The sequence below is a fragment of the Fuerstiella marisgermanici genome, from assembly GCF_001983935.1.
Lineage (GTDB): Bacteria > Planctomycetota > Planctomycetia > Planctomycetales > Planctomycetaceae > Fuerstiella > Fuerstiella marisgermanici.
Window position 1 is genome coordinate 2113972 of the sequence record NZ_CP017641.1, and the last position, 25539, is coordinate 2139510.

The window sequence follows — 25539 nt, forward strand, 5'->3', positions numbered from 1 at the left end:
ATGTGAGCCGGTCCCTAAGAACCGACTCGTCCCGCGTGAATTAGATATTGGGAGCTCAGTGAAGTTGGGTGAATGATGGAGCTACGCCAGGGCGGTTTCTCCTGTACCGGACTGTTCCGGCACGCTGGTCCAGGTCTTCCAAATGTTCCAGATGAACACGAGAACGCCGGCAAACATGCACAGTCCGGCAATCACACGGATCACCCAGAACGGATGCGAAATATCAGTTGACGCATCCCATGGCTCCAGAGCGGCCCATGACCAGCCTTGAAACAGGCCAAGCAACGTCAAATCACTAACCATGATGATGATCCCAAGCGTACTTAACCAATAGTGCCATTCGCATGCCTTCAGGCTATACCAGCCTCGGTTTAGCAACCGAGGGAACAGATAGGTCATGGTGCCCATGATCCACATACTGAAGACACCAAACATTACCAGATGAGCGTGGCCGACGACCCAGTCCGAGAAGTGAATGACCTTCTGGAAGGTCAGAGTTACCTGAAACGCACACTGAAAACAGGTCAGAAAGTAGAAGACCATGCCCGTGTAGTACCAGCGGATAGGGAGGTTGGTTTTGATCACATGCCCCGATCCCCAGATCGTTCCGAAGAAGTTGATAATGACAGTGGTCACTACCAGCTCAACTGCGATGGTCGACACGACGGCTCCATATTGCAGGAACATCGGGATGGGCGTGTAAAGAAAGTGGTGGATACCCTGCAAGGGATAAAAGAAGGCAAGACCCCAGAAACCTACCAGTGAAAGACCGTGACTCCAAATTGGACGTTTTAACAGGATGGGAACAAAGTAGTACATCATTCCCCAACCCGCCGGTGTGACAAAAAGACCGACAAGGTCGTGGATGAACAAGCCGCCGACGGCACCAGCACTGGTTCCGGTCACAAAGTATTGAGGGACGAAGTTACCCATGGCGTATGTCAGGAATGTCCAGACAAACATGGCCATGAAGTACCACAGGGTCACGTAAATCGGACCTTTAGTTTTTGAAATAGGTGCCATGAAGTTGATGGCCACCAGAAGCAGTCCCAGCTGAGCGAATGGGTCAATCCATACAGGAGTCTCGCCCCATTCCAGCCCTTGAGCTTCGCCAAATAATATGCCAACCGCAGTGCCCAGGACGACCAGTTGCCACGCGATATAGATCACCCACGATAGCTTCTTGTTGAGGACCGGGTGCAGAGTGAGGCGTGGGACGATCCAGTGCAGCGATCCCAGGAACCCATTGGCCAGAAATCCGTATGCAATCGCATTGGTGTGAACCATTCGCCAACGTCCGGGCGAAAAGATTTCGATTCCTGCGAGCGGGTTATGGCGGATCAATTGGAAGGCCATCAGGATGCCGCCGAGCATTGAAACCAGCATAAACGCCAATGCGGTGACGTAGTACAGCTTCACCAGCGTCTCGTCCACGAGGTTTTCGTGCGTGACGGTGGTGGCCGGCAGATTTTGATCGGCCGATTCCGTTGGATGGGGGCTTGGTGCGTCAGACATTCTCTAACTTCGAATCTGAGATGTAGCTTGACTCTCCAGAGTCGAGCAAAGTGCGCTTCGATTCCGGCTGATTGGGTGATGTACAAAGGAAGCCTACGGGATAAGGCGAGCCTCGTTTGCTTCTATCATTTGGTTGTCGTGCGATGTGCGTTTTGACTCTGGCGAGCCACTGTGAGTTACGTTGGCGAAGGATTCGCCGGATTCGTGGGCCGTTTGTAGAACTCGAAATGTCCAAGCGGTGCCATCAAAGCCATTGTCCAGCCGAAGACCAAGTGAGTCGCCATTGCCACCCACCACGGCATGTATTCTCCGCTGGTAATCCAGTTTCCGCCGAAGAGTGCTGGCTGCAGCCATGAGAGCACGAAATAGAAGTTCACGATCCAGACCCCGATGGCCAATACTGAGCCCCAGATCAACCGCGTGACCAACGACTTATCGATTGCAAAGCGTCCGATGACCCAGTGAAAGAAAACTCCCAGAACACTGCCGGTTCCGACGTATAAGCAGCAACCCAGCGCCAAGATCATTCCGTCATCAATCCGTAGGTTCGTGCCTGCTTCAGTTCCCAGATTCAAGGCTTCTTTGCCCAATGGGAAGGTCATGTAAACACGAATGATTTCCAGCGAATCTTTACCAGCAACGGTAGCTCCGATCACGTTGAACAGAAGGCTGACCATCGCCGCGATGCCGCCGAATACGAAACCGACTGTGCCGTACCACGTGCCGTAAAACTTGCTTTGGTCCCATTGATCAAGTGGTGGCTGGGCCGCCCGAATTTCGTTTTCGAGCGCGGCCACACGGGCTTTCAGTTCGGCCAGTTCGGCCTTTTGTTGAGCAATGTCTGTCATGATTTACTCTGTCTCCTCACTGGCGCCCTGATCGTACGGTTTCATCAAACCGGCCGGTATTTTTGTGCCATAGCGACGTCGGTTGGAGACCTCCAGAACGTATGCCACCAGGTTCCAGATCGTTTCAGGTTCACTCTGCAACGAACTCTTAAACCCAGGCATTGGTGTTCCATTAATACCGTTCAGAATGCGGCGATAAATATCGATGGGTTCCTGTCCGCCGTGCAGCATTCCGGACGTCAGGTCAGCGGCCCGCGTTGCATGCCCCCAGCTATCTTTACCGATGTTGTCTTTGGTGTGGCCACGACCGTCGTCGCCGTGACACTTGCTGCACCCTTTACTCAAAAATGCTTCTCGCCCCTGTTTGGCTCGAGCTTCCGTGAGTTCCGGCTGAGGCGTCAGTGGTTGAGTCAGGCTGGTTTTTGCCGTCTGCCAGCGGTTGACAACGTCTTCGATAAACTCGGGAATGAAGTCCTCATCCAGTTCCTCGGCAGCTTCCGCTTCCATGGCCAATTGGTATTCCAGCTCGCCTCGCTGAGCCAGCACCATCACATAATCGACAACGGCGTTCACGTCTTTGTCTTTGATACGGTTGAATCGCGGCATTGACGTCCCGGTGACGCCTCGCCGCACTACCGCAATCAAGTCTTCCCGTCGCGGCTTATTGCCGTATGGCGTCGACGTGAACTTAAAGATGCCTCGCGTGTAATCGCGCGGCTTCGGATATAGATATTTGGCTGCTTCCCCATTGCCATCGCCGCTCACGCCATGACACTGCACGCACCGCTTCATGTAGACCTGCTGGCCGTGCTTGAGGTGCAGGTTGAAATCGAAATCGTCTTTCGATTCGCTAATCATGCGAGGTTCGCGGGCGCTGCCGGAATTCTCATTAACGATCCCAACCAACTGTTCTCGCAGAGCTTCGTCGGGGAGTTCACTGACCAGTTCGCTGGACGTCCAACGAATCGGTTCGGCGCGTTCGCAACCAGACAAGGTCAGCGACATGAGAGCCGTGGCAATCGGAATAGTAAATAGTCGCATGAGCGGCTTTCCGTAGATCGATCTCTCCGAATCGATCCGGACGTTATTTGACGTGGGCATGAATCACACAAAGTTAACGTGATTTGTTGAGGCGTTGCTGCCGGAAGGAAGCATGAGGCGTGCCAAACGTCGTAATGCTTTCAGAGCATCCAATGCGTCGCGTCGAGATCGCTATAGGAATACTTGAAAACAGCCGATTTTCATTCACCGGAACTGTGCGGCCGGGTGTTCGGCGCGGTCGATCCGTGCGTTGGCAGCACAGTTGATTGTGCGAAACCGCACATGTGTGGGCCGCTGTCCCAGCTGTACAGACTTGAAAAAGCGACGAAGGAGCCGGTATGTTGGTGTGACCGCTCACCCCGCAGCCAGCCGTTCTTAATAGTGGCGGGCCGCCATTGACGACAGTGACTTCGCCACGCTCCAACACGATTCGGTGGGCTTGCCGCTTTTCTGAACCACGCTATTTCGAACGACAGGTCAAACGCCATGAAGAATGTATTCTCGCTGCTCGTCCTATTTGTTGTGATGTCACCAACTTTATGGGGCCAGCCGCCATCGGCTGCAGCGCCGAAAAAGGAACATGAATGGTTAAAGCAGTTTGAGGGACAATGGTCGTCCAGTTCGAAGACTGTCGCCGCGCCCGGTCAACCGTCGACCGAGTGTACAGGGTCGATGAAGTCCAGCATGCTCGGCGGCTTTTGGGTCGTCAACAAAATGCGGGGCCACGTCGGCGAAGTGACCTTCGACGCCATGCAGACGATCGGCTACGACTCAAAGAAGGAGAGATACTTTGGCACGTGGGTCGACACGATGATGGGGCACATGTGGCACTACGAAGGAACGGTCGACGAGTCCGGAAAAAAGCTGATTCTCGTTGCTGAAGGCCCCGATTTCACCGGAAGCGGCAAAGTGACGAAATATCGCGACAGCTACGAATTCAAATCGGCTGACCTGATTATCGCGACGTCCGAAGTGATGGGCGACGACGGCAAGTGGGTCACGTTCATGACCGGCGAAGTGAAACGCGATAAGCCCGAGTAGTTGGCCGCCGGCTGTGCACAATAAGACACGCCCGGTGGTTTAAGACGACCGGGCGTGTGTGGCTGCTTTTGCTGGAGATTTTCGGACCACTCGTCTTTACACAACGAGGCTTAGCATTTTCGTCACTGCCACGATGGCGAATACCAGCATCCATGCGATGAGAAAACCACCGATTCCCAGCCTGGTCGGTTTGTTGAATTGGAAGCCCGCGAATTCGATCACCTCTTCGCGATGCGGATTATTTGCGGGGACGGTGCATGGTTCTGAAACCGTTTCGTCCGGCATCACGGGCGTTCTTAGCAGTGTAAAAAACGGGTCCAGTTGAGCGGCCGACTGCGGTCGCGTGAGCAGCGCCGTCGACACTCCGACGACCAGCCCGGCACCCAGATAGCAGACACTTTGCCAGGCGTCCAACATTACGAAGCCATCACCTTCAGAACGGAACATGCTCGCAAGAGCGGGAAACTGTTCCAGAATTTCGTTCGGGTAGTATCCGACGACAAACCAGGCCAGTCCTGCCGCCGCCGTTGCTGTCCACACGGCTTTCGTGTTCCACCGCCGCCAGAAGATTCCGATCCACATGCTGATGCCGATGGCGGCTGGCGTCTTGATGATCACTTTCATCGCGTGAATCACATCGGTAAACGTCGCCTGCAGAATCAACGCCGCGACCACAATTCCGACGCCGGCAAACCGTCCCACCCAAACGTAGTGCTGTTCAGATCGGCCTGGCGCAATCAGCCGTTTGTAAACATTTTCTGTAAACAGGCCGCTCGACACCACCATCTGAGCATCACAGGTACTCATGACTGCCGCCAGCAACGACGCCAGCAACAAACCCACCAGTCCCGGAGCGATCGTCGGCAGAATGTCGTAGGCCGCGCGGCCGAACAGTTCGTCCGAGAATTTCTTTTCGGCATCATTGATTTCTTCCTGTTGTTCGGCCGACAAACTTTCGAAGTCGCCATTCGCTTTCACGTTCAACGATTCGTGTAACGCCTGGTCGGCCGGATCGCCCGATTCCAATAACGGGCTGCTGGTTCCCAGATACCAGGCCACGCAGGCCAGCCCGGTAAATGTCCAGGCGACAGTGCAAAATCGCTTCAAAAAGTTTCCGACCGTGAAACCAAACCGCCCTTCGTATTCTGTTTTTCCGGCTCCGCAAACGCCCATGATGTGCGGCTGCACAATGATGCCCGCCAGCGCCGTCAACGACAGCATGCAGACGTAGAAAATCGTGATTGGTTCGCGACTGAAGCGTTCAGCAAATTCCGCATCCGCCACGAAGTTAAACATGCCTGGCTTAAGCTCTTCATACTTCTGCAGCGCACCAAAGCCCCCAATCTGATGGAAGATAAACGGCAGCAGAAGTATCGAAAACGCGATCGTCAGCACGCCCTGAATAAAGTCAGTAATGATTGCCGCGCCCAGTCCGCCCGCCGCTCCGTAAGTGACGAATAGCACCGTCATCGCAAGAATCGCGTATTCGTAACCTTCTAACTGCCGCCAGCCGGTCGCGATTGTCAGCTTTGGCTTGGCGGGCTTGCCTTCCAGATCTTCCGCCGGTGGGGCGACATTGACGAACGACATTGTCGGCACCTGCAGGTTGATTTCCTGAGCCATCCGGTCAACTGCGTTTCCGGTGAGCGCATTGATCATTTTTCCGCTGCTAAACAGTGCTCCGGCGATAAACACGATCGATATCAGCATGCCGTAAAACGAATACAGCACGGCCGTTGCCGGACTGAAACGCGTGCCAAAAAAATCCGCCGTCGTGAGGGCTCGAATTCGCCGCAGCAGCGGAGCAATGAGCCAGTAGAACGGAGTTGCCGGCAGGTACAAAAATTGCCACCAAATGCCCGCCAGTCCCATTCGCCATGTTCCCGCGACAACGGTGATGGCCTGATCGCTGCTGGTGCCCGAGCCGAAGGCAAAGAACATCATAAAGATCTTGCCGAACCTGCGGCCGCCCATAAAGAAGTCGGCCGCGTCTGTGACTTTGCTGGCAGACCACAGGCCGACCACCAGAATGACGACAAAATAGATGGCCAGCACAATCCAGTCGAACGTGTGCATTCCCAGAAGAACGTCGGGCATCTGTCAGAACTCAATCGTATCAGAGAATAGGAAAGCGGCCGCGAATCCACTACGTTGCTGCGCAGACACGACGCTGGACGGTGACAATATCGCCGCCCACCGCGCAACACAATCCACCTGCGGACCGTGATGACGACTTCACTTGATCAGCTAGCGAACTACGACGGCATCCGCGTCACAATTCTCGGCCTGGGCAGATTCGGTGGCGGCATCGCGGCGGCTCGATTTCTGGCGTCTCGTGGAGCCATCGTGACCGTCACTGACATGCGGACGGAAGCCGAACTGGCTGAGTCTCTGACGGCGCTGGCGGACGTTGAAATTCACCGCTTCGCTTTGGGAGGTCACCCTGCAGACGTCTTCGAAACGTGTGATCTGCTGGTCGTGAACCCGGCGGTTAAACCGGGGTCTCCACATGTCGAACAAAGCCGCAGCGCGGGCGCGGTTGTGACCAGCGAAATTGAGTTGTTCCTGCATCACTGCCCCGCGCGGGTTGTGGGAGTCACCGGCAGCAACGGGAAATCGACAACCGCCGCGCTCACGCACCATTTTCTGCAACACCACTTTCTTCACCATGACGCCGCCGATGAGGCTAGAGCCGGCGCGACGGCACCCCCGCGATCGTTTCTCGGCGGCAACATCGGGCACAGCCTGCTTCCCATTGTTGACCAACTTACGACAAACGACGTCGTTGTTTTGGAACTCAGCAGCTTTCAACTGCATTCGCTGAAGGACGCTCACTTCGCGCCCAGCGTCGCGATCGTCACTAACTTTGCTGCGAATCATCTGGATTGGCATGGCACCGTCGACGAGTACCATGCTGCCAAACAGGTTCTGTTAAGCCGCCAATCAAGCGTCGATGTCGCCGTCATGCCCGACGATTGTCCGGTCAATCGGCTCGCCTTCGCGGATGAAGATCAGCCTACCTGGCGCGTGCGAGGACGGTGCCTGCATTTTGGAATTTCTGACGGTGGCGAAGACGGCGTGTTTTTGGAAGGCAATCTGCTGATCGCTCGCGTTGCCGGCCGTGAAGACGCCGTCCGGGTGTCGCTGCCACGGCAACTTCCGGGCGAACATAGCGCGAAGAACATTGCGGCGGCGGCGTGTGCCGCTTTCGTTCTGGGAGTGACCCCGATGACAATTGTGGACTCGCTGGCGTCGTTTCAGCCGCTGCCTCACCGCCTGGAACTTGTATCGCAGGGGAATGGCCGAAAATTCTACAACGATTCGGTCGCCACAACACCGGAATCAGCGATTGCCGCGCTGCGGACTTTTCGTGAGCCGGTTGTGATTATTGCCGGCGGGTCTGACAAGGGCAGCAACCTGACTTCGTTTGCGAATGAGATCGGTCGCAATGCGGTCGCCGCCGTCCTGATCGGCGACACGGCCCTCACGCTGAAAGCCGGCCTGCACAGCAAATTATCGTCTGATCCGGGGTTTTCGGTGGTGGTGGCGGACGACTTTGAAAGTGCGTTCCGGCACGCAGTTGCACTGTCGCCGGAAGGCAGTATCGTGCTGCTGTCTCCCGGCTGCGCCAGTTATGGCTGGTTCCGCGATTTCCGTGATCGTGGCGACCAGTTTACGAAACTGGCGCAGGCTTGGGTGAGGTGTGAAAGTGAAACTCAGTAAAGGCCACCACTTGAAGAACTCGCTCAGTTGCAACAGGAAAACCATTCCCACAATAGCGGCCGCCTTCGCTTTGATAGTGACGTGCGGTTGCGCCGATTCTGAACCCGATGCTTCCAATACGGCGGCACCGCCGGTCAAGCGAGCGGCCGCCAGTGACGACCCTCCCGTACTGCTTCCGCGCGAATTGCGTCGGAAGCTTAACGCGAATGACAACGCCAAATTCGTGCGTAGCGGAAACGACATCGTGGAAGCTCAGCTTGTGGAATCCGGCGTTAAGTCGATCGAAGCGCTCAAAGGAGTGCCGTTGCGGTTTCTGGATCTGGGGATGACGTCGGTCAGTGATATCTCGCCGGTCGCTGGGATGCCTCTGGAAACGCTGATTCTGGAAGACACGCCGGTGGCCGATTTAAGCCCCATCAAAGGCATCTCGCTGAAGGTGCTATACCTGCAAAATACAAAGGTGACCGACCTTTCGGTGTTGAAAGGGATGCCGATCGAAATGCTGAATCTCAAGAGCGTTCCCGTGACGGACTTAAGCATCGTCGCGGAACTGCCTCTGAACACGCTGTGGATTCCAGACACGAAAATCGATGACATTTCGCCGCTGCAGGGCAAAGCGATGGTGAGTCTCGACATCGAAGGCACGGCCGTCAGCAGCCTCGCGCCGCTGGCTGACATGTCGACGCTCAAGCGGCTCAACATCGCTCGAACACCAATCACGGATGTGTCACCGTTGAAGGGCATCAAACTGCAGCGCATCACGCTGACGCCCGACACCGTTCGCGAAGGAATGGACGTTTTGAAAGACATGCCGTCATTAACTGAGATCCGGACAACGATGGAAGGGCCAGCCCAGTCGGCTGCCGAATTCTGGGCGAAATACGATCGTGGCGTCTGGAACATCCCCGCAAAAACAGACAACGAGGCTCCGGCGCAGGAAGGCAAATAGTGAGCGAAAATGTAATTCAGGCCATCCGCACCAACGTCGAATCGGCCGTTCTTGGCAAACAGGAAACAGTCCGACTGGCAGTCATCGCGTTGCTGGCCGGCGGCCATGTGCTGCTGGAAGATGCTCCGGGACTCGGCAAAACTTCGCTGGCTCGCGCGCTGGCGAAGACGTTGGGATGCCAGTTCAATCGTCTGCAGTTTACCCCCGACTTACTGCCCAGCGACATCGTCGGCGCGAACGTCTACCGCCCCAACAGCGGCGACTTCGAATTTCGACCTGGTCCCGTGTTTACCAACATTCTGCTGGCGGATGAAATTAATCGCACCACGCCGAGAACTCAAAGCGCGTTGTTGGAAGCGATGAGTGAAGAGCAGGTTTCGATCGAAGGCGAAACGCTGCCTTTACCGCAGCCGTTTCTGGTTTTGGCGACTCAGAATCCCTTCGAATTTGAAGGCACCTATCCGCTGCCGGAAAACCAGTTAGACCGCTTCATGGTGTGCCTGGAACTCGGCTATCCCGATCGCGAAACGGAGCGTGAAGTTTTTCGTCGTCACCGAGACGGAGAACCAACCGATGCACTGGAGGCTGTGACGTCAGCCGACCAGATCACCGAATTGCAGAAACAGGTGACGCAGGTCCGAGTCGACGATTCGATTTCGGACTACATGCTGGACGTCGTGGAAGCCAGCCGCAATCACCCGGAGCTGGCGTTGGGCGTGAGCACGCGAGGCGCTTTGACACTGTACCGAGCCGCTCAGGCAATGGCGTTGGTGGAAGAACGTGACTTCGTCATACCGGACGACGTGAAGCAGCTAATCACGCCCGTTTTGGCTCACCGAATCGTCTGTCGAGGCGCTTTGCGCGACGGTCACCGCCGCCGCGCCAGCCAGATTCTGACCTCGATCACAGACAATCTGGCCGTGCCTAAGTAGACGTTAGACCTCTTCCACCTGTTCCAGATCGTCTTCCGCGTCCATCGGTTCATCTGCGTCAAACATGCCGTCGAATTCGTCGTCATCTTCCGTGATGTCTCGCAAGGCGATATCTGGAATATCGATGGCCATGTCACCGTCGGCGCGAGCTCGAAGAATCAGCCGGATCGGAACTTCCTGAAACGGTGAGACTTCTCGCAAAAAGCCCAGCAGGTACCGTTTCCACGCTTCGTCAAACACCTTCGGGTCGTTGCACTTGACGACAATCGTCGGCGGGGCGACGGCTACCTGAGTCGCGAAGTAAATCTTCGGCCGTTTGTTCTTACGATGCGGCGGTGGGTTATTCGACACGGCCAGCTTGAGTGCTCGATTCAATTTCCCGGTACTCATCCGGGTCATCGCCTGCTTGTAAATTGTTTGAGTCAGATTAATCAACTGGCGAATGTTGCGACCGTCCTTCGCTGTCAAGACGGCAATCGGAACGTGTCGCATGGATGCAAACGACTTCACGAGGTACTCGCCCCACTTGTCGATTGTCATCTCCTCTTCCTGAGCCAGGTCCCACTTATTGACGACGAACACGCACGGCTTGTTGTGCTTTGTGATTTCTTCGACCAGCTGCTTGTCGACTTTGGAAATCGTGTTGGTGGCATCAAAAAACATCAGCACCACATCAGCGCGGCGAATACTGCGCTGAGCTCGCACAAGCCCGTAGAATTCGATGTCGTTGGCGAGACTCTTGCGTTTACGCACACCAGGTGTGTCGATCGCGACAAACGTGCGGCCATCGACGTCGAAGCGAATGTCGATGCTGTCGCGAGTCGTGCCGGGAACTTCGCTAACGATCACGCGATCGGTTTCGGCCAGTTGGTTGATGAAAGTACTTTTGCCGACATTTCGTCGTCCGACGATGGCCAACCGAATTTCCGGCGGCTCCAGCAGATGAGCGCCTTCTTCTGCTTCGTCGTCCGCTCCATCCGGCAGGTGCTGGACAATGGCTGACATCAACTCAAGCCGGTTGCGATTGCCTTTGACACTGGTCACCTGCTGAGGCAAATCAGCCAGCGCCAGAAAGCCGGCCGCTTCGATGTCCAGGCTACTGGAATCGCACTTGTTGACGACCATCAGCATCGGCTTTTTGATCCGACGCAAACGATCGGCGACTTCGACGTCCAGCGGAGTCACCCCCGCTTTGGCATCCACGACAAACAGCAGCAGATCGCATTCCAGCAGACCCAAATCAATCTGGCGTTCGATGTCGGCAGACAGGTCGTCGCTGTCGACGATGCCGATGCCGCCGGTGTCGACCAGTTCGAAGTAGCGATCGTCGTGGTGCACGATCCACGTGACGCGATCCCGCGTGACTCCGGCGGTGGGATCAACCACAGACAGCAGCTTAGCGGCCACCCAGTTCAATAACGAACTCTTGCCAACGTTGGGGCGACCTACGATGGCCACCTTCGGAATTCCCATGACTCTGTTTCTTACGTAAAAAATAGGTGCTTTAAGCCGCATGCTACCGCTTGTGGCACGCCAAACGCAGTGCCACAGGGCATAAGTTCGCGTAATTGAAGTAGTTCTGCCAACGCGGACTCCGCCGGAGTCAAACACTCGCAAATTTGCCCTGAAAGAGCCTTCGCCGGTTATTGCAGGCGGCCGCGAATGATACTCAATTTATCCGAAGTTCGTCTTTCGGGATGTGAATTACATTGCTCACGCTTCTATATCGCCGAAGCTTGCACCTCTCCCCAGCGAAGCTGAGGGGGAGGTCGGACGAGCGAAGCAACGTCCGGGAGGGGGCGGCGTGGCGATCATTTCATCCAGGTCTCCCAAGACTGCCACCGCGACAGCTATGCGGTTTTTTCGAGTCTCGGAGAGACTCGGCTACGTGAGAAGTCAGGCCGTTCGAGTGGCATTGGGCGGAAGCCTCGCGGCAATTAACCCACGCGTTCCCACTGTTCGTCCAGCAGTTTGCCGGACACCTTGATCGCCGTGCCCAGTTTTTGAGCGAACACAGTGAGGCGAAATTCTTCCAGCATCCAGCCGTAATGATCCAACATCGGATCGTTTCGCTGCTGCTTTTGCATTTCTGCACGGCGAATCAGAAAGCGGTCTGCGTATGGGGCAAATTCGCGCAGTCGCAGGTCTTCGTTTCGTATTCCCCCGGAATTCAGTCGATCCAGCCGCATTCGAATGCCTGTCATGTAGCGCGTGAACTGGATGAGCCACGGCCAGGGCGTGTCCTGCAGAAATTTGCTGTGAAATAACTCCGCCAGTTGACGCTCCATTTGGTGTACCAGGTGATCCCAGCCGGATCCCATTGCGTCGGCCAGAATCCGAGTTGTCACTTGATGCTGCCGAAACAGCGCAGGGATCAACTGCACGAACTCCTGCACCACAACGCCTAATCGCTTCCGCCCCTGAACGACGAAGTCATCAAATTGAGCTTTTGTTCGAGGTAAATCCGTTGGCGACAGGTACGCTCGTTCGACCATTAGCAACTGCAATTGTAAAACCACGTCCAGGCCCGGAATGCACTTCGCCATCGATTGAATTTTTTGCAGCTCAGGCAGATGCTTCACCTGCCGCTGAATTCGTTCGCGGTCCGTCAACAGAAACATCCGCCGCAACCCCTTGCGCAGCACGGCTTGAGCTTCGACAGCAGACTGACACAGCGTCAGGCCGACCGATTCGCCATCGTCGCGAATGGCTGGGAACGATTTCATCTTCATGCCCGCTCGCGTGATCGAAATGCTGACGGGAATGTCCGCAAAGTCCCATGCCTTGAAGCCCTTTCGTTGCCACTGAAGTTCTTCTGGCGACGGTTGGCTTTTTTGAAAGGCGTTGTTGGTCTTCGTTTGCAGAGTCGCTCGCAACTGATCCGGATCGCGACTTTCTGCCACAACGGCCTTGTTGTTGTCGATCAGTCGGATGTTGGCTCGCAAGTGATCGGGCAGATTCGACAACGCAAAGTCTTCTGGTCGCACCGGTTCGCCCGCAATACGAGTCAGCTGAGTGGCGACCGCGGAAAGCAGGTTGCCTTTTGCAAACTGAAGCTTTTCCAGCACTTCGCGAGCGGTGTCTGGAGCCGGAACAAACTTGCGCCGCAGGTCTTTGGGAAGTGAACGAATCAGTTCTGTTACCTTTTGACTTAGAAGCCCCGGAACCAGCCACGTGAGGCGGTTTTGGTCTAACTGAGCCAGGCCTTCGCACGGGACGGTGACCGTCACTCCGTCCGCGTTTCGGCCGGGATCGAGTTGATAGCTTAACGGCAGATCCATCGTCCCCATCTTCATCGACGGCGGAAATTCGGCGCTGCCTTCCTGGCGTTCTGATTCGCTGGTGAACGTGTTGATGTCAAACTGCAGCAATGCTGGCTGGCTTTTTACCGTGCGGCGATACCATTGCCGCAGGCGGTTTCGATCGGCTACGTCGTGCGGAATCTGCTTGTCGTAGAATTCGAACAGCGCGTCTTCCGTCGGCAGCAGGTCGTGCTGCCGAGTCCTCGCCTGCAGTTCCTTCACCTGCTCCAACACACCAACGTTGTGGCTGAGGAACGGGAAGTCGCGCCCCCAGCCCGTCTTCGGCTTCACGGGCCCGGAACGGAACGCAGACGACGACGGATTCGGCAACGTCGACCGCCCCGGCGTTAGACGTGAGCGACTGCCGCTGAGCAGTGTGCGTTCTTCTTCTGCGAATTCGCTATCACGTTCTTCTTCCGTCTTGCCGTACAGCAGCGCCAATTCCACCAGACCAAACTGAATCAACAGTTCTCGCGACTTGGCGGCGTCGACTTTAGCGAAGGACGTTTTTCTGCGTGGCACGATTGGAAGGCCCCACAGAGACACCTTCTCAAAACACATCACGTTGCCCGCCTTCGAATCCCAGTGCGGTTCGCTGTGTTCGCGTTTTACGAGGTGGTCGGCCAGCGGCTCAATCCATTCCGGCTGAATCGTCGCCAAAGTGCGCGCGAACCGCTGAGACGTTTCGACCAATTCGGCCGCGACGAACCACTTGGGCGGCTTTCTGGCGAGGCCGGAACCAGGCCACACCTGCAGTTTGTTGCCACCGGCGCCCGTGTATTCGCGATCGGCCGATTTGAACGCGAGGTTCGCCAGCAGGCCGGTCATCAACGAACGATGAATGGCGGCGTAGTCGTTCTTTCTGTCCTTGAATGGATTTAGAACGGCCGCCTTTTCCAGTTGCTTGTCGCCACTTTCCTTCAACAGGTCGCGAAGCTGCCGATGCACGTCGATCCATTCTCGCATTCGCATCCACGACAGAAAATTCTGCTTGCACCATTTTCGCAACTGGCTGCCAGACAGCTTTTTCTTCCGTTCGTGCCACGTGTCCCAGATGGCGAGCAACGTCAGAAAGTCGCTTTCCGCGTTCTTGAATTGCGCGTGAGCTTCGTCAGCGGCCTGCTGTTTTTCGATCGGGCGTTCACGCGGATCCTGAGTCTCCAGCGCGGCAGCGATGATCATGACTTCCGGCGCGGCGTGCTCTTCAATCGCCGCCAACACCATGCGGCTGATTCGGGGATCGACGGGAAGGCGAGCCATATGTCGCCCGATTTCCGTCAGCACGTAGTCATCCGTACCTCGGCCAGTAATCGCGCCGAGTTCTTCCAGCGTCTTATAGCCTTCACGCACGGTCGTGGGACGTGGCGGATCCAGAAATGGGAACTCATCCAGCCGACCCAGCTTCAGATTCATCGTCCGAAGAATCACGGCCGCCAGATTTGTGCGTTGGATTTCCGGCGCTGTAAACGCTTCGCGACCGTTGAAGTCTTCTTCATCGTACAACCGAATACAGATGCCCGGACCGACTCGACCACACCGCCCGGCTCGTTGATTGGCCGACGCTTGCGATACCGCTTCGATGGGCAGTCGCTGCATGCGCGACCGCGCCGAGTAGCGGCTGATGCGAGCCGTGCCCGTGTCGATTACGTAGCGAATTCCGGGCACCGTCAGCGAAGATTCGGCGACGTTGGTGGCCAGCACGATGCGGCGGTGTTGGTACGGCTGAAAGACTTTCGTCTGATCCGCCATCGACAGCCGTCCGTACAACGGCACGACCTGAGTCGGATGTTTTGACGTGTCACCGGAGTACTTCCGACCATTCAAAAGTTTATCCGCTTCGCGGATGTCACGTTCGGTCGGCAGGAAGACCAGCAAGTGACCGCTGTCGTTGGCCGCCACTTCGTCGATGGCGTCCACAATCCCATCACGCCAGTCGCGGTCCTGAGAACCGCCTTCTTCGTCTGCATTGTTTTGATCCAGCGGACGGTAACGAATGTCGACGGGGTACGTCCGCCCTTCCACCACGACCACCGGTGCAGGAGTTCCATCCTGACCAAAGTGTTCGGCAAAGCGTTCGGCGTCGATGGTCGCTGACGTAATGATCAGCCTCAAATCTTTGCGTTTAGGTAGCAGCCGTTTGAGGTAGCCCAGCAGGAAATCGATGTTCAACGATCGTTCGTGAGCTTCGTCGACGATGATGGTGTCGTACTGATCCAGAAAGCGGTCAGACTGCGTTTCCGCCAGCATGACGCCGTCGGTCATCAATCGGATCAGCGTGTTCGGGCCGGACGCATCGTTAAACCGAATGCGATACCCGACCTGCTTACCAACTTCGCACTTCAGTTCTTCGGCTAATCGAGTGGCGATCGACCGAGCGGCAATTCGGCGAGGTTGCGTGTGACCGATGACGCCGCCAATTCCGCGGCCGAGTTCCAATGCGATTTTCGGCAATTGCGTCGATTTGCCGGACCCGGTTTCGCCGCAGACGACGACCACTTGGTGCTGCCGAATCGCGTCCGCAATTTCATCGCGTCGCGCGACAACCGGCAGATCCTCAGGCCAGTCAATTTTCGGCACGGAAGCGGATCGAGCGGCAAACCTTTGGGTTGATCGTTGGAGCTGGTCGTTCAACCGCTTCAGATTTCGGTCGAACGGTTTGCCTGCGTTCTTCGCGTTGGTGATCGATCGCAGCAAGCGGCGCAGCGAAAACTGGTCCGCCCGCATCGCGGTTGAGATTTGTGTTTGCAGAGCCTTCGCGTCAAATTCCATTTCTGTTTCTACGATCGGAATCGCAGAAGTATAGCATTTTCGCGTCGGGATGCTTCCGGCCAGGTGCGGTACTGCGCCGTGTTTTCGTTATCTACGCACAAACTAAACAGACGGCGGCCTCACGGGTGAGCTTCTTCAAAAGCCGACTCGCCGAGCCAGCCGAACTGCGATTCGCATGGCCACGTCAACCGCTCTGCCGGAAACGAAAGCCGTCGGCGTCGGAGCGGCCGTGCGCAACGCGCCCGCTGCCTTGATCACGCGACCTTTCACGCTGTCGTTCGGATTCGCAGACGAACGCAACATACGATTCACTACCACCAACGCATGCTTCACTTCCGGCCGCGAACCGCCCGGCTGAGGCCCAGGCCGCTGTGGCACGGTTTGTTGATACGGGTGAAACGTTGATCTTAGTTGTGCTGTCTCCGGTGGCTTCGAATCCATGAAATTTCTCCGAGATCCCTGCTGGTAATGCATGCGGAGCAATCTCTGCGCCCCTCCATATTCGAATCGCGTTCGGCGCCAAAATCGGACACGCATTCTGCGAACATTTCGGAAAAAGAGGAAATTCATCCTCAGAAACCAAAGTGCCCCATGGGGATTCCCGACCATCGACCGGGTGGTGAGTCGGTTGTTGTGTGATCGGGCATCGCCACAAACTGTACGACCTCCATCCGCCGATGAGTCGCGCGGGGTGAGTGCCTCAGAAAACGTAGGTCGCCCCCGACGCGGTGACCACGAACACGCGCCTCAAGCGAAAGAGCGGGCTCAGGTTGCCGCGCGAAACCCAAACGCGGCTCGCCATGGTTTAGTCACCTACAACCGTGAAATTGTAGTTTCCAGTGCCTGAAGCAGTCGGTCGATTTCAGCGTCTGTGCCAACCGTAATTCGTAAACCTTCGAGTCCTTCCGCGTCCGCCGATTTTCCGGAAAACTGCATATATCGAACTAGAATCTGCTGCTGTTTCAGCCCCTCGTAAATGTCTTTGTGCCGACCCGAACTGTGCGTCGTCCACAGGAAGTTCGCCTGGCTGGGAAGTGCGACGAATCCCAGCTTCGGCAACTCAGCCGCCATCCGCTGGCGAGTTGCCAGAATGCGTCCGCGGTTTTCCAGCATCCAATCCTGATCTTCAATGGCAGCGGTCGCGGCCGCGATGGCGATGGCGTCGCAGTTGTAGCTGTCCTTCACCTTTTGCATGCCCTGAGTCAGCTGCTCATCGGCGATGGAAAACCCAAACCGCAAACCAGCAAGACTGTATGACTTGCTAAGCGTGCGAGTCACAACCATCCGCTGATGAAAGCGCGGCTGTTTCAAAAGTTCGCCTCTGTGAGGCGTATTGGCAAAGTCGCCGTAGGCTTCGTCAAGAATCAGCAGGCCGTCGTCTGGAAGTAATTGTTCCAGTTCGTCAGGCGTCCAGCAGTTACCGGTTGGTGAATTCGGATTCGGCACGAAGGTCAACTTCGCCGAACGACATAAATCGGTTGCTTCGCCAGCGTCCCAGTTCAACTGATCGTTCAAATGCAGGCGACGTACATCGCATCCCTGAATCTTCGCCAGCGTTTCGTACAGCACGTAGCTGGGATACGGGTACACAATCGCATCCCCGGCGTCGCAAAACGAACGCATCAGGATGGTCAGGTTCTCATCACTGCCGTTGGCGGGAAGGATGCAGTCCGGATCAACATCAAACAGCGCGGCGGCCGCTTTGCGAAAACTGCGTGCCATCGGATCGGGATAGACGTTCAGTCGACCAGTCGCCGCATTCTGAATGGCTTCCACCACCTTCGGCGACGGCGGATACGGGTTCTCGTTGGTGTTTAGCTTGATCCAGCCGGTCGCTTGAGGCTGCTCGCCGGGCACGTACCCGCCGATTTGCTGAATGGCGGTGCGAAAAGGTAGAGGCATGAATTTTGTTTTGACGGATAGAACAGGAAACTTGGCACAGCTGGTGGTCAACGGGGAGCATCATATCATCGGTGTCGTTTCTGTCAGCGACCTGAGCCGCCGGGATTCTCGAATTTGCTGACGTCAAACGCTGCTCCCACAACAGAAATTGTGCAGCCTTTGGGTTTTGGCGTTGGCTGTGCATGCACCTATTCCAGTGCAGCGTCGGGGGAGGTTGGACGGAGCGAAGCAACGTCCGGGAGGGGGAGCAGTGCATGTCGGCGCGCTGCAGGTGTGCCGACCGGGTTGCGTGGCCCTCCCCCGAACATCGCTCCGCTCGTTCGACCCCTCCCACAATAAATTGCGGGAGGGGTGAAGCGGCAGTGGTGCACGACGGACTGGCCTTTGCCGGTTGTCGGGGTTGCACCGACGGCAACGCCACGCGACCGCTCGGATTGTTAAGGAGGTGCGGCTGCGTACCGCGACGAAGCGAAGACGGGACCGCTCGCACGCAGCCCGACTTGCCTTCGTCGGCACGAATTGCCGATAGAAAGTGCGGAGGAGATGCGGTGTTTTTTCGGTTTGTAGCCAGCCTGATTCTTGTTGTTCTGGTTTCCATGGTCGGTATTGGCCTGGAAAAACAGACACTGCAGATGAAGCGCGCCGTCAGTCGCCAGTACTTTCAGAAAGACCTGCTGCTGGAAATGCACGCGAGACTGCGACTTAGCATTCAGCAACTGACCGCTCCTTCGCAACTGGCAGCGGTCGATGAGGCTCGGCAGTCATCGCTGAGTCCGCAAATCAAGAAGGCAGAACGCTGGCAGATGCCGCAGCAGACGACGACCGCGAATTCCAATGCTCAGGCTGATCATTCGTCCTCCGCGCGAAATTCGCAGGACCGATCGAGTAGCGACAACACTCGTCTGCCACCTCGCCTGCCCCTGTTGCGCTGGGAACACCCGGCGGGAACGGGGCGATAGATGAGCGAACCTACTGGTGATCTAAACGAAGCCGACGCACCGCAGCCTGTGTCACATCCTACGGAACAGGCGCAGGACGGTGTTCAGCCTTCTATTTGGCGAGTGAAGCTAATTTCGTTTTGCCTGCTGATTGGCTGGGGCATTATGGTTGGTCGGCTGGTCCATCTGCAGGGTGCTCAGCGTCAACTGCTCAACACGAAGGTGAATCGGCAGAGCACATTCACTGAGAAAGTCCCCGCTCGTCCCGGCGAAGTGCTGGACCGAAACGGACACGTGTTGGCGATGACGATCACGCGCGAAAGTCTATACGCCGTGCCGGCCGAAATTACCGACGCCGGAAATTTTGTCTGGGAAGTCAGTCAGATCCTCGACATTAACGCGGACGAACTTTACGACCGCATCGCCAAGCATCCCGATCGGCAGTTCATCTGGGTTCGTCGTCGTTTGACCGACGATCAGGCTCAACGCATTCGCCAACTGAATCTGCCCAAACGCACCTGGGGTTTTCGCCGCGAATACCTTCGTCAATATCCGCAGGGCCGCATCGCCGCTCACGTCTTGGGCATGCGAGACATCGACAACATTGGCCACGGCGGCCTGGAAGAAAGCCTGGACGACCTTATTCGAGGCGTTGACGGAACGCGAGTGATGACGCGGGACGCTCGTGGCAAGGTCATGGAAGTCGAAGCCGCGTTATCAGAAACGCCGCAACACGGTCGCACGGTGATTTCAACCATCGATGTGCTCACGCAGATCCACACTGAGCAACTTCTGACCGATTTGATGGAGCGCTGGCGGCCTCATGGAGCATGCGCTGTGGTCATGGACCCGCATTCGGGCGATGTCCTCGCTATGGCGTCGGCACCGAACTTTGACCCCAACCATCCGGGTTCGGTGCCCGACGATGCATGGCGAAATCTGGCGGTTTCGGCTGTGTTTGAACCGGGTTCCACGTTCAAGCCGTTCATCGTGGCGTGGGCACTGCAACAGAACAAACTTCAGGCGGATGAACAGATTTCGTGTTTTCAGGGAGCGTACCGGATGGGCAAACGCGTTCTGCACGATCACCACCCTTATGCCAAACTTAGTGTGGAAGATGTGCTGGTGAAGTCCAGTAACATCGGCATGGCTCGCATCGCAGAACGCATGGGCCTTGGGCAACTTTATCGAGCGACAGCGGCCTTTGGTTTCGGTCGCCGCACGGGCATCGAATTGCCGGGGGAAGTCGATGGGCTTGTGCGTTCTCAAGACAAATGGGACGACTACTCGCTCGGTTCCATTCCGATGGGGCAGGAGCTTGCCGTCACGCCGCTGCAATTGATTACCGCTCACGCGGCACTGGCCAACGGCGGTCGGTTGGTCAGACCGCACTTGTTGCTGGATTCGAGCTCCGATCAGGTCGCTCCCACGCCGCTTTCGGCGATCGAAACTGTGGATGCCACTCCGGGGATCGAATCACAGATTGTGCGGCCTGAGATTGCCGATTGGATTGTCCGACATCCCATGAAGGGCGTTGTGGAACGCGGGACCGGCAAGAATGCCAGGATCAACGGCATGAGCATCTTTGGGAAGACCGGGACGGCTCAGAAGCCCGATCCCGAAACCGGCGGCTATTCGAATACAAAGCACATCTGTTCGTTCATCTGTGGCGCACCCGCCGAGAACCCTCAGGTGTTAGTCCTTGTTATGGTCGATGAACCCACGGCTGACGGGCTGCACTACGGCGGCACCGTGGCCGCACCAACGGCCGCTAATCTGCTGCAATTCGCACTCAACCGCCTGCCACACCTGTCCGGCCGCATGACGGTTCGCCCCGAGCACGATCTACCCGCGCGAATGCGTTAGACGACTGTCGTCATCTGCCAAACCTCCGCTGGCCAGCGTTGAGCACCACCTGTCACGCGTAGCGCTAGGTTTCGGCGGCGCGAGAATTCTTCACTCGCGGCTGGGCGGAATTTCACGATTCACCACAACGCGGTCTCGTCCCATGCCGAACCAGAAACCGAACAGGCCGCCCACGGTGATCATGATCAGCGTCACCGGTTTCAGTTGGTGCACGTGAGCAATGAAGTACGCCAGGCTGCCGTCTTTCACAAAGGGAGCGAAACGCCACTCAGTGAATCCGCCCAGACACAAAGCCAACAGTCCGCAACAGACGCCAATCGCCACCGAACGGCGGCCGGACAGGCACCCGGCACTCAACCCAAGGCACGCACCGGGCAGCGCCAATGCGTAGAATCCCTGACTGGCCAACAGAAGAAACGCAAAGTAACCCGTGACGCTACCTGTGGCTGCACCCAGCATCGCTCGCAGCCATGCGATTGGTTGGGGACTTGCGTTCATCAGCCGCTATCTCCGAATTCGACTCGGGCTCGTCGTCAAAGGCTGCTGCACGAGCCCTGAAGCCCGCGACGAAACAGTGCAACGGCAGGATCCTTCCGACAGTCCGAATCCGTCCTACGAACGGTCGCGGTCTTCCAGAATTGGCTGCAGCTCATCCACGAAGTCGTTCACGTCCTTGAATTCACGGTAGACGGATGCAAAGCGGACAAACGCGACCTTGTCCAGATCTCGTAGAGCACTAAACACCATCTCACCGATCTGGCGTGACGGCAACTCTCGGAGTCCATCTTCGTAAAGAGTGGCTTCAACATCCGCCACCACCTGGTCAATCTGCTCATTGCTGATCGGCCGTTTGTAGCACGCCTTCTCAATCCCCGCGCGGATGCGATTACGATCAAACGGAACGCGAGTGCCGTCCTTTTTGATGACCTTGATCGGCGATTCTTCGATGCGCTCGTACGTCGTGAAGCGACGACTGCAATCCAGGCATTCCCTTCGACGGCGAATCGAATAGTCCTGACTGTTTCGCGAGTCGATCACCTTGGTTTCATCGTTCTTGCAGAACGGGCACCGCATTAGGAAACCCTTTCAGTTATCTGCATCGAATTTTCATCTGACGGTTCGTTGTGAAGGAACGCTGACACAATAAATCCAGCACGCTGAATTGTAGCAGTCAGATCCTTTGAAATGGTACTCTAACCCAGCTGCTGACGAAAAACGTCAGCTCCGGCAACGATGGCTTCGTCGATCTTGTCAACGAGTTTCGCTCCGGCTTCGGCCATATCCGGCCGACCGCCGCCGCCTCCGCCAGCCACCTGAGCGGCTGCTTTGACCGCTGCTCCGGCATTCATGCCCTTCTCTTTGACCAGCGACTTACTGACTGCAGCAATCAGGGCCACCTTGCCATCGATTTCTGCGGCCAGCAAAACTGCGATTGGGCTGTGGTTGTCACGGAGCTGATCCACGAAGTCTCGCAGTGCTTCGCGAGGCACGCCTTCCAGCTTTTGTGCGACAATCTTAACGCCACCAACTTCCTCAGCAGCCGCGACGACTTCACCAACGGCATCGGCTACCGACGCTTTCGATAGTTCGGCCAGCTGACGATTGAGATCCTTTAGCTGAGTCTGCAACGCTTCAACTCGCGCCGGCAGTTCGCTTTCCTTCGTCGCCTTCAGCATTCGCTGTAGCTGAATGACCAGCTCATCGGTTTCGCGACCTTTTTGCAGGGCCTTGGGACCGGTGACCGCCGTGATACGCCGCACGCCTTTTGCAACAGGTTCTTCGGATGTAATACGGCACAGGCCAACCTGCCCGGTGTTGGTCAGATGAGTTCCCCCGCACAGTTCGACGCTGAAGTCACCCATCGTGACGACTCGCACCTTGTCCGGGTACTTCTCACCAAACAAGGCCATCGCGCCACGTTCGCGAGCTTCCTTCATTGGCAGTAGTTCGGTGTTTACTTCGGAACCGCCAACGATTTGCGAATTGATGATGTCTTCTACCTGACGAATTTCGTCCGGCGACAGAGCCTGCTTGTGAGCGAAGTCGAACCGCAGCGCGTCGGCTTCTACTTTGGAACCTCGCTGAGTCGCGTTTTCGCCGACCGTCCTATGAAGTGCGTGATGCAGAATGTGAGTGGCGGAGTGAGCTCGCCGAATCGCCGACCGGCGTTCGGTATCAACTTCTGCCGTCACTGTATCGCCGACGGCAAGCTGCCCTTTGCGTAAGCGACCTTCCAGCACAAACAGTGTCTGCTGGTGCTTTTGGCTGTCAGTGATTTCGACTTCGACGCCGTCACTCTTCAGCCAACCTGAATCCCCCACCTGTCCGCCGGATTCGCCGTAAAACGGAGTCTTGTCCAGCACGATCCCAATCGCCCCCTTGAAGCCTGCTGGCACTGAGTCGACCGACTTTTTGTCAACGATCAAGCCGATGATGCGGCTGTCGCATGTTGCTTCTTCGTACCCGACAAATTCCGTGTCGCCATGTTCCTTACGCAGCAGGTCCAACGGGCCAGCCGCCATCACGGAAACCGTTTTGCCGCCACGACTGATTTCTTCGTGGACGCCCATGCGTTCCTTAAACGCGGGCATGTCGACGGTTAAACCTCGATCGGCCGCGATGGCTTCCGTCAATTCAATCAGGAAGCCGTCTTCGGTATGCAGAGTGAAGGCATCGTCGCCGCTGATCGACTTTGATCCGGCCGACTTGGCGGCTTCTGCAAAACGGTCGAAGCGACTCAAGCCGCGTTCGATCGTCCCCAGAAACTGGCTTTCTTCTTCCTTCAAACTGTTCTGGACGCTTTCAACAGTTTTGCCAATCTCCGGGTAGGCTCCCTGCATCACGTCCACGACAGCCGGAACGATTTCATACAGAAACGGATCTTTGCGGCCCAGCAGGTACCCTTCTAAAAGAGCCCGCCGAACCAGTTGCCGGATGACGTAATTCTCTTTTTCGCGGTCCGGCATCACGCCTTCATGCATCGCAAACGTGGCAGCTCGCACGTGATCGGCGATGCGGCGGATGGCTCGTCCCTGAGGTGCGGCAAACTCATACTTAACGCCCACAACATCGCCTGCGGCTACACACAGTGGCTTCAGCACGTCGTTTTCGAAGTTGCTGATGTTTGAAACTCCCTGCAACACGGCCGCCGTGCGTTCCAGTCCCATTCCGGTGTCGATATTTTTGGACGGCAGAGGTCTCAGGTTGTCCGGCGGATCTCCCACCCGGTTGAATTGAGTGAAGACCAAGTTCCAGATTTCCACGTCGCCGTCAACGCCGGGAGGATGGTAGAAGATTTCGCTGCACGGCCCGCAAACGCCGTCCGGACCTTCGCTGGGCGCACTGGCTGGCCAGTAGTTTTCGTCTTCTTCCAGGCACGCAATGCGATCGGCGGGCAGCCCGATTTCATCTTTCCAAATGTTGAACGCTTCCTCGTCGAAGCCCCATTTGCCTTTGTAGACGCTGACGGTCAAACGGTCTTTGTCCAGCCCCAGCCACTTTGCGTCGGTCAGAAATTCCCAGGCCCAGTGAATGGCTTCGCGTTTGAAGTAGTCGCCAAACGAAAAGTTGCCCAGCATTTCGAAGAACGTGTGGTGGTACGGCGTCACACCGACGTTGCTGATGTCGCCGGTTCGGAGGCACTTCTGACACGTTGTCGCCGCCGTGAATTCCAGCTTGCCGATGCCCATGAATTCGTTCTTGAACTGGTTCATGCCAGCCGGCGTGAACAGCACGGTCGGATCATCTCTGGGAACCAGCACATCGCTGGGCCGACGGAGACAACCCTTGGTTTCGAAGAACGAAAGATACTTTTCGCGGAGTTCGTCAGTTTTCATGGCGCGGGGCTTCAGGAACGGTTCAAGTCTAACTCAGTTAGTTCTGTACTCTGTGACATTTACTTTGTCGGCGACCAACGGGTGGTTGTCCGAGCGGCAGTTCCGGAAATTTGGCCGGAGTCTTGCTGATAGTTAAGAAACGACGGTGTAATTTAGGTGTCGGATCACTCTGCGATCCAACGCACTGTTCGGGGACCGAACAACGACAATCCGCCACTTTTTGTTCCGAAGTTTCCACGCAGCAAGGGCGGGAGTTTACACAAAAAGCGACTTTCTGCACGACGAACGGCCCATCGGCGGCAGATTGTCCAAAAGGCGAGAGAATTGCAGCCTTCTCAGCCACCTCGCAGGCCCTGCCAGCCACCGGCCGAACCCGGATGCCCGACCCACCGCAAGCCCCTGACTCCGGCACGAGTATGCAGCCAGCGGAGCCGCCTTGCAGGTGCGTTTTCCTCGGCGAGATCAGAATGCAGTCACCGCGCGACCAAAGGCTATTTGCTACGCTAAGTTCGCGTCATTAGGGAGACAGTTCAAATACAGAAATGCAGCATTCTTGAGAGTAAGCTGGGGATGATCGTCCGGGTTGAATCCAAGTTGCCATCCCACGTCTGACGCGGGATGTTCGGGATTGTCGACTGTATCCGCCATGGCGGTCAAAAGAGCGGCGACTCTGCGGAATGATTTCGCATCCGCATCGAAGCGAACACGAGGCCCATCGCCGCCAGTGTTCGGATCAACCTCGATCGTCACATGCCAATCATGCTGTTCCATTAATTCATGAATTGCGTTCATCGACGGTTGTCCAACAAAAGGTATGTACAACACCGCCCTGAACTAAGCGAGCGACATGTGAACTACCGGAAATTCTACCAAGGCG

General features: G+C 56.5%; 18 protein-coding genes. 6 read left to right on the forward strand and 12 right to left on the reverse strand.

From position 1 onward, the window contains the following. Nucleotides 1-81 precede the first annotated feature (81 nt). The 3 genes from Fuma_RS08020 to Fuma_RS08030 all read right to left on the reverse strand — a co-directional run bounded on the left by Fuma_RS08020 (nt 82) and on the right by Fuma_RS08030 (nt 3404). Nucleotides 82-1515 (reverse strand): cbb3-type cytochrome c oxidase subunit I, encoded by a 1434-nt coding sequence (locus tag Fuma_RS08020; protein WP_083731891.1) that lies wholly within the window; start codon nt 1513-1515, stop codon nt 82-84. A 176-nt stretch (nt 1516-1691) separates the two neighbouring features. After that, the gene (locus Fuma_RS08025) at nt 1692-2363 is read right to left on the reverse strand and encodes a hypothetical protein (protein ID WP_077023664.1); all 672 of its coding nucleotides are present in this window, start codon (nt 2361-2363) and stop codon (nt 1692-1694) included. A gap of 3 nt (nt 2364-2366) precedes the next feature. Beyond that, nucleotides 2367-3404 carry a c-type cytochrome gene (locus Fuma_RS08030; RefSeq protein ID WP_158520901.1) on the reverse strand — a complete coding sequence of 346 codons (1038 nt, stop codon included), beginning with the start codon at nt 3402-3404 and terminating at the stop codon, nt 2367-2369. A 486-nt stretch (nt 3405-3890) separates the two neighbouring features. Between Fuma_RS08030 and Fuma_RS08035 the strand changes: the two genes are divergently transcribed. Continuing rightward, nucleotides 3891-4445 (forward strand): DUF1579 domain-containing protein, encoded by a 555-nt coding sequence (locus Fuma_RS08035; protein WP_083731892.1) that lies wholly within the window; start codon nt 3891-3893, stop codon nt 4443-4445. Nucleotides 4446-4541: 96 nt separating this feature from the next. Here Fuma_RS08035 and Fuma_RS08040 read toward each other — a convergent pair whose 3' ends face one another. Beyond that, a complete protein-coding gene (locus Fuma_RS08040) occupies nt 4542-6542 on the reverse strand; it encodes a sodium:solute symporter family protein (RefSeq protein ID WP_077023666.1) in 2001 nt (666 codons plus the stop codon). A 129-nt stretch (nt 6543-6671) separates the two neighbouring features. Between Fuma_RS08040 and murD the strand changes: the two genes are divergently transcribed. The 3 genes from murD to Fuma_RS08055 are packed head-to-tail and all read left to right on the forward strand — an operon-like array spanning nt 6672 to nt 10049. After that, nucleotides 6672-8168 carry a UDP-N-acetylmuramoyl-L-alanine--D-glutamate ligase gene (gene murD, locus Fuma_RS08045; protein WP_077023667.1) on the forward strand — a complete coding sequence of 499 codons (1497 nt, stop codon included), beginning with the start codon at nt 6672-6674 and terminating at the stop codon, nt 8166-8168. Beyond that, nucleotides 8155-9117: a leucine-rich repeat domain-containing protein gene (locus Fuma_RS08050; protein WP_145944045.1), complete on the forward strand. Its 963-nt coding sequence runs from the start codon at nt 8155-8157 to the stop codon at nt 9115-9117. The genes murD and Fuma_RS08050 overlap by 14 nt, the downstream gene beginning before the upstream one ends. Beyond that, nucleotides 9117-10049 carry an AAA family ATPase gene (locus Fuma_RS08055; RefSeq protein WP_229360873.1) on the forward strand — a complete coding sequence of 311 codons (933 nt, stop codon included), beginning with the start codon at nt 9117-9119 and terminating at the stop codon, nt 10047-10049. Before Fuma_RS08050 ends, Fuma_RS08055 begins: the two co-directional genes overlap by 1 nt. Before the next feature lie 3 nt (nt 10050-10052). On the opposite strand, the gene der is transcribed toward Fuma_RS08055, so the two are convergent. The 4 genes from der to hisC all read right to left on the reverse strand — a co-directional run bounded on the left by der (nt 10053) and on the right by hisC (nt 18022). Continuing rightward, nucleotides 10053-11522: a ribosome biogenesis GTPase Der gene (gene der / locus Fuma_RS08060; RefSeq protein ID WP_077023670.1), complete on the reverse strand. Its 1470-nt coding sequence runs from the start codon at nt 11520-11522 to the stop codon at nt 10053-10055. A 464-nt stretch (nt 11523-11986) separates the two neighbouring features. Continuing rightward, on the reverse strand, nt 11987-16120 hold the full coding sequence (gene hrpA, locus Fuma_RS08065) for an ATP-dependent RNA helicase HrpA (RefSeq protein WP_077023671.1): 4134 nt from the start codon (nt 16118-16120) through the stop codon (nt 11987-11989). Between the two features lie 135 nt (nt 16121-16255). Next, a complete protein-coding gene (locus tag Fuma_RS08070; protein WP_077023672.1) occupies nt 16256-16561 on the reverse strand; it encodes a hypothetical protein in 306 nt (101 codons plus the stop codon). A gap of 372 nt (nt 16562-16933) precedes the next feature. Continuing rightward, complete coding sequence (gene hisC / locus Fuma_RS08075) at nt 16934-18022, reverse strand: histidinol-phosphate transaminase (RefSeq protein WP_077023673.1); 1089 nt, start codon at nt 18020-18022, stop codon at nt 16934-16936. A gap of 548 nt (nt 18023-18570) precedes the next feature. Between hisC and Fuma_RS08080 the strand changes: the two genes are divergently transcribed. Together Fuma_RS08080 and Fuma_RS08085 are read left to right on the forward strand one after the other, a co-directional pair. Beyond that, the gene (locus tag Fuma_RS08080; RefSeq protein WP_145944046.1) at nt 18571-18981 is read left to right on the forward strand and encodes a hypothetical protein; all 411 of its coding nucleotides are present in this window, start codon (nt 18571-18573) and stop codon (nt 18979-18981) included. Then, the gene (locus Fuma_RS08085) at nt 18982-20826 is read left to right on the forward strand and encodes a peptidoglycan D,D-transpeptidase FtsI family protein (RefSeq protein ID WP_083731893.1); all 1845 of its coding nucleotides are present in this window, start codon (nt 18982-18984) and stop codon (nt 20824-20826) included. Between the two features lie 90 nt (nt 20827-20916). Here Fuma_RS08085 and Fuma_RS08090 read toward each other — a convergent pair whose 3' ends face one another. The 4 genes from Fuma_RS08090 to Fuma_RS08105 all read right to left on the reverse strand — a co-directional run bounded on the left by Fuma_RS08090 (nt 20917) and on the right by Fuma_RS08105 (nt 25454). After that, a complete protein-coding gene (locus Fuma_RS08090) occupies nt 20917-21324 on the reverse strand; it encodes a hypothetical protein (RefSeq protein ID WP_077023675.1) in 408 nt (135 codons plus the stop codon). Nucleotides 21325-21438: 114 nt separating this feature from the next. After that, nucleotides 21439-21900, reverse strand: coding sequence for a transcriptional regulator NrdR (gene nrdR, locus Fuma_RS08095; protein WP_077023676.1), 462 nt, complete (start codon nt 21898-21900; stop codon nt 21439-21441). A gap of 119 nt (nt 21901-22019) precedes the next feature. After that, entirely contained in the window at nt 22020-24662 is a 2643-nt protein-coding gene (gene alaS, locus Fuma_RS08100) for an alanine--tRNA ligase (RefSeq protein ID WP_077023677.1), read from the reverse strand. 498 nt (nt 24663-25160) lie between these two features. Beyond that, nucleotides 25161-25454, reverse strand: a complete 294-nt coding sequence (locus Fuma_RS08105) for a hypothetical protein (RefSeq protein ID WP_077023678.1) — start codon at nt 25452-25454, stop codon at nt 25161-25163. Between the last annotated feature and the right edge of the window lie 85 nt (nt 25455-25539).

What these genes read in the sequence shown, in the direction of transcription:
- Fuma_RS08020 (WP_083731891.1), bottom strand. Translation starts at nt 1,515, where the DNA reads ATGTCTGACGCACCAAGCCCCCATCCAACGGAATCGGCCGATCAAAAT.
- Fuma_RS08025 (WP_077023664.1), bottom strand. Translation starts at nt 2,363, where the DNA reads ATGACAGACATTGCTCAACAAAAGGCCGAACTGGCCGAACTGAAAGCC.
- Fuma_RS08030 (WP_158520901.1), bottom strand. Translation starts at nt 3,404, where the DNA reads ATGCGACTATTTACTATTCCGATTGCCACGGCTCTCATGTCGCTGACC.
- Fuma_RS08035 (WP_083731892.1), top strand. Translation starts at nt 3,891, where the DNA reads ATGAAGAATGTATTCTCGCTGCTCGTCCTATTTGTTGTGATGTCACCA.
- Fuma_RS08040 (WP_077023666.1), bottom strand. Translation starts at nt 6,542, where the DNA reads ATGCCCGACGTTCTTCTGGGAATGCACACGTTCGACTGGATTGTGCTG.
- murD (WP_077023667.1), top strand. Translation starts at nt 6,672, where the DNA reads ATGACGACTTCACTTGATCAGCTAGCGAACTACGACGGCATCCGCGTC.
- der (WP_077023670.1), bottom strand. Translation starts at nt 11,522, where the DNA reads ATGGGAATTCCGAAGGTGGCCATCGTAGGTCGCCCCAACGTTGGCAAG.
- hrpA (WP_077023671.1), bottom strand. Translation starts at nt 16,120, where the DNA reads ATGGAATTTGACGCGAAGGCTCTGCAAACACAAATCTCAACCGCGATG.
- Fuma_RS08070 (WP_077023672.1), bottom strand. Translation starts at nt 16,561, where the DNA reads ATGGATTCGAAGCCACCGGAGACAGCACAACTAAGATCAACGTTTCAC.
- hisC (WP_077023673.1), bottom strand. Translation starts at nt 18,022, where the DNA reads ATGCCTCTACCTTTTCGCACCGCCATTCAGCAAATCGGCGGGTACGTG.
- Fuma_RS08085 (WP_083731893.1), top strand. Translation starts at nt 18,982, where the DNA reads ATGAGCGAACCTACTGGTGATCTAAACGAAGCCGACGCACCGCAGCCT.
- Fuma_RS08090 (WP_077023675.1), bottom strand. Translation starts at nt 21,324, where the DNA reads ATGAACGCAAGTCCCCAACCAATCGCATGGCTGCGAGCGATGCTGGGT.
- nrdR (WP_077023676.1), bottom strand. Translation starts at nt 21,900, where the DNA reads ATGCGGTGCCCGTTCTGCAAGAACGATGAAACCAAGGTGATCGACTCG.
- alaS (WP_077023677.1), bottom strand. Translation starts at nt 24,662, where the DNA reads ATGAAAACTGACGAACTCCGCGAAAAGTATCTTTCGTTCTTCGAAACC.
- Fuma_RS08105 (WP_077023678.1), bottom strand. Translation starts at nt 25,454, where the DNA reads ATGAACGCAATTCATGAATTAATGGAACAGCATGATTGGCATGTGACG.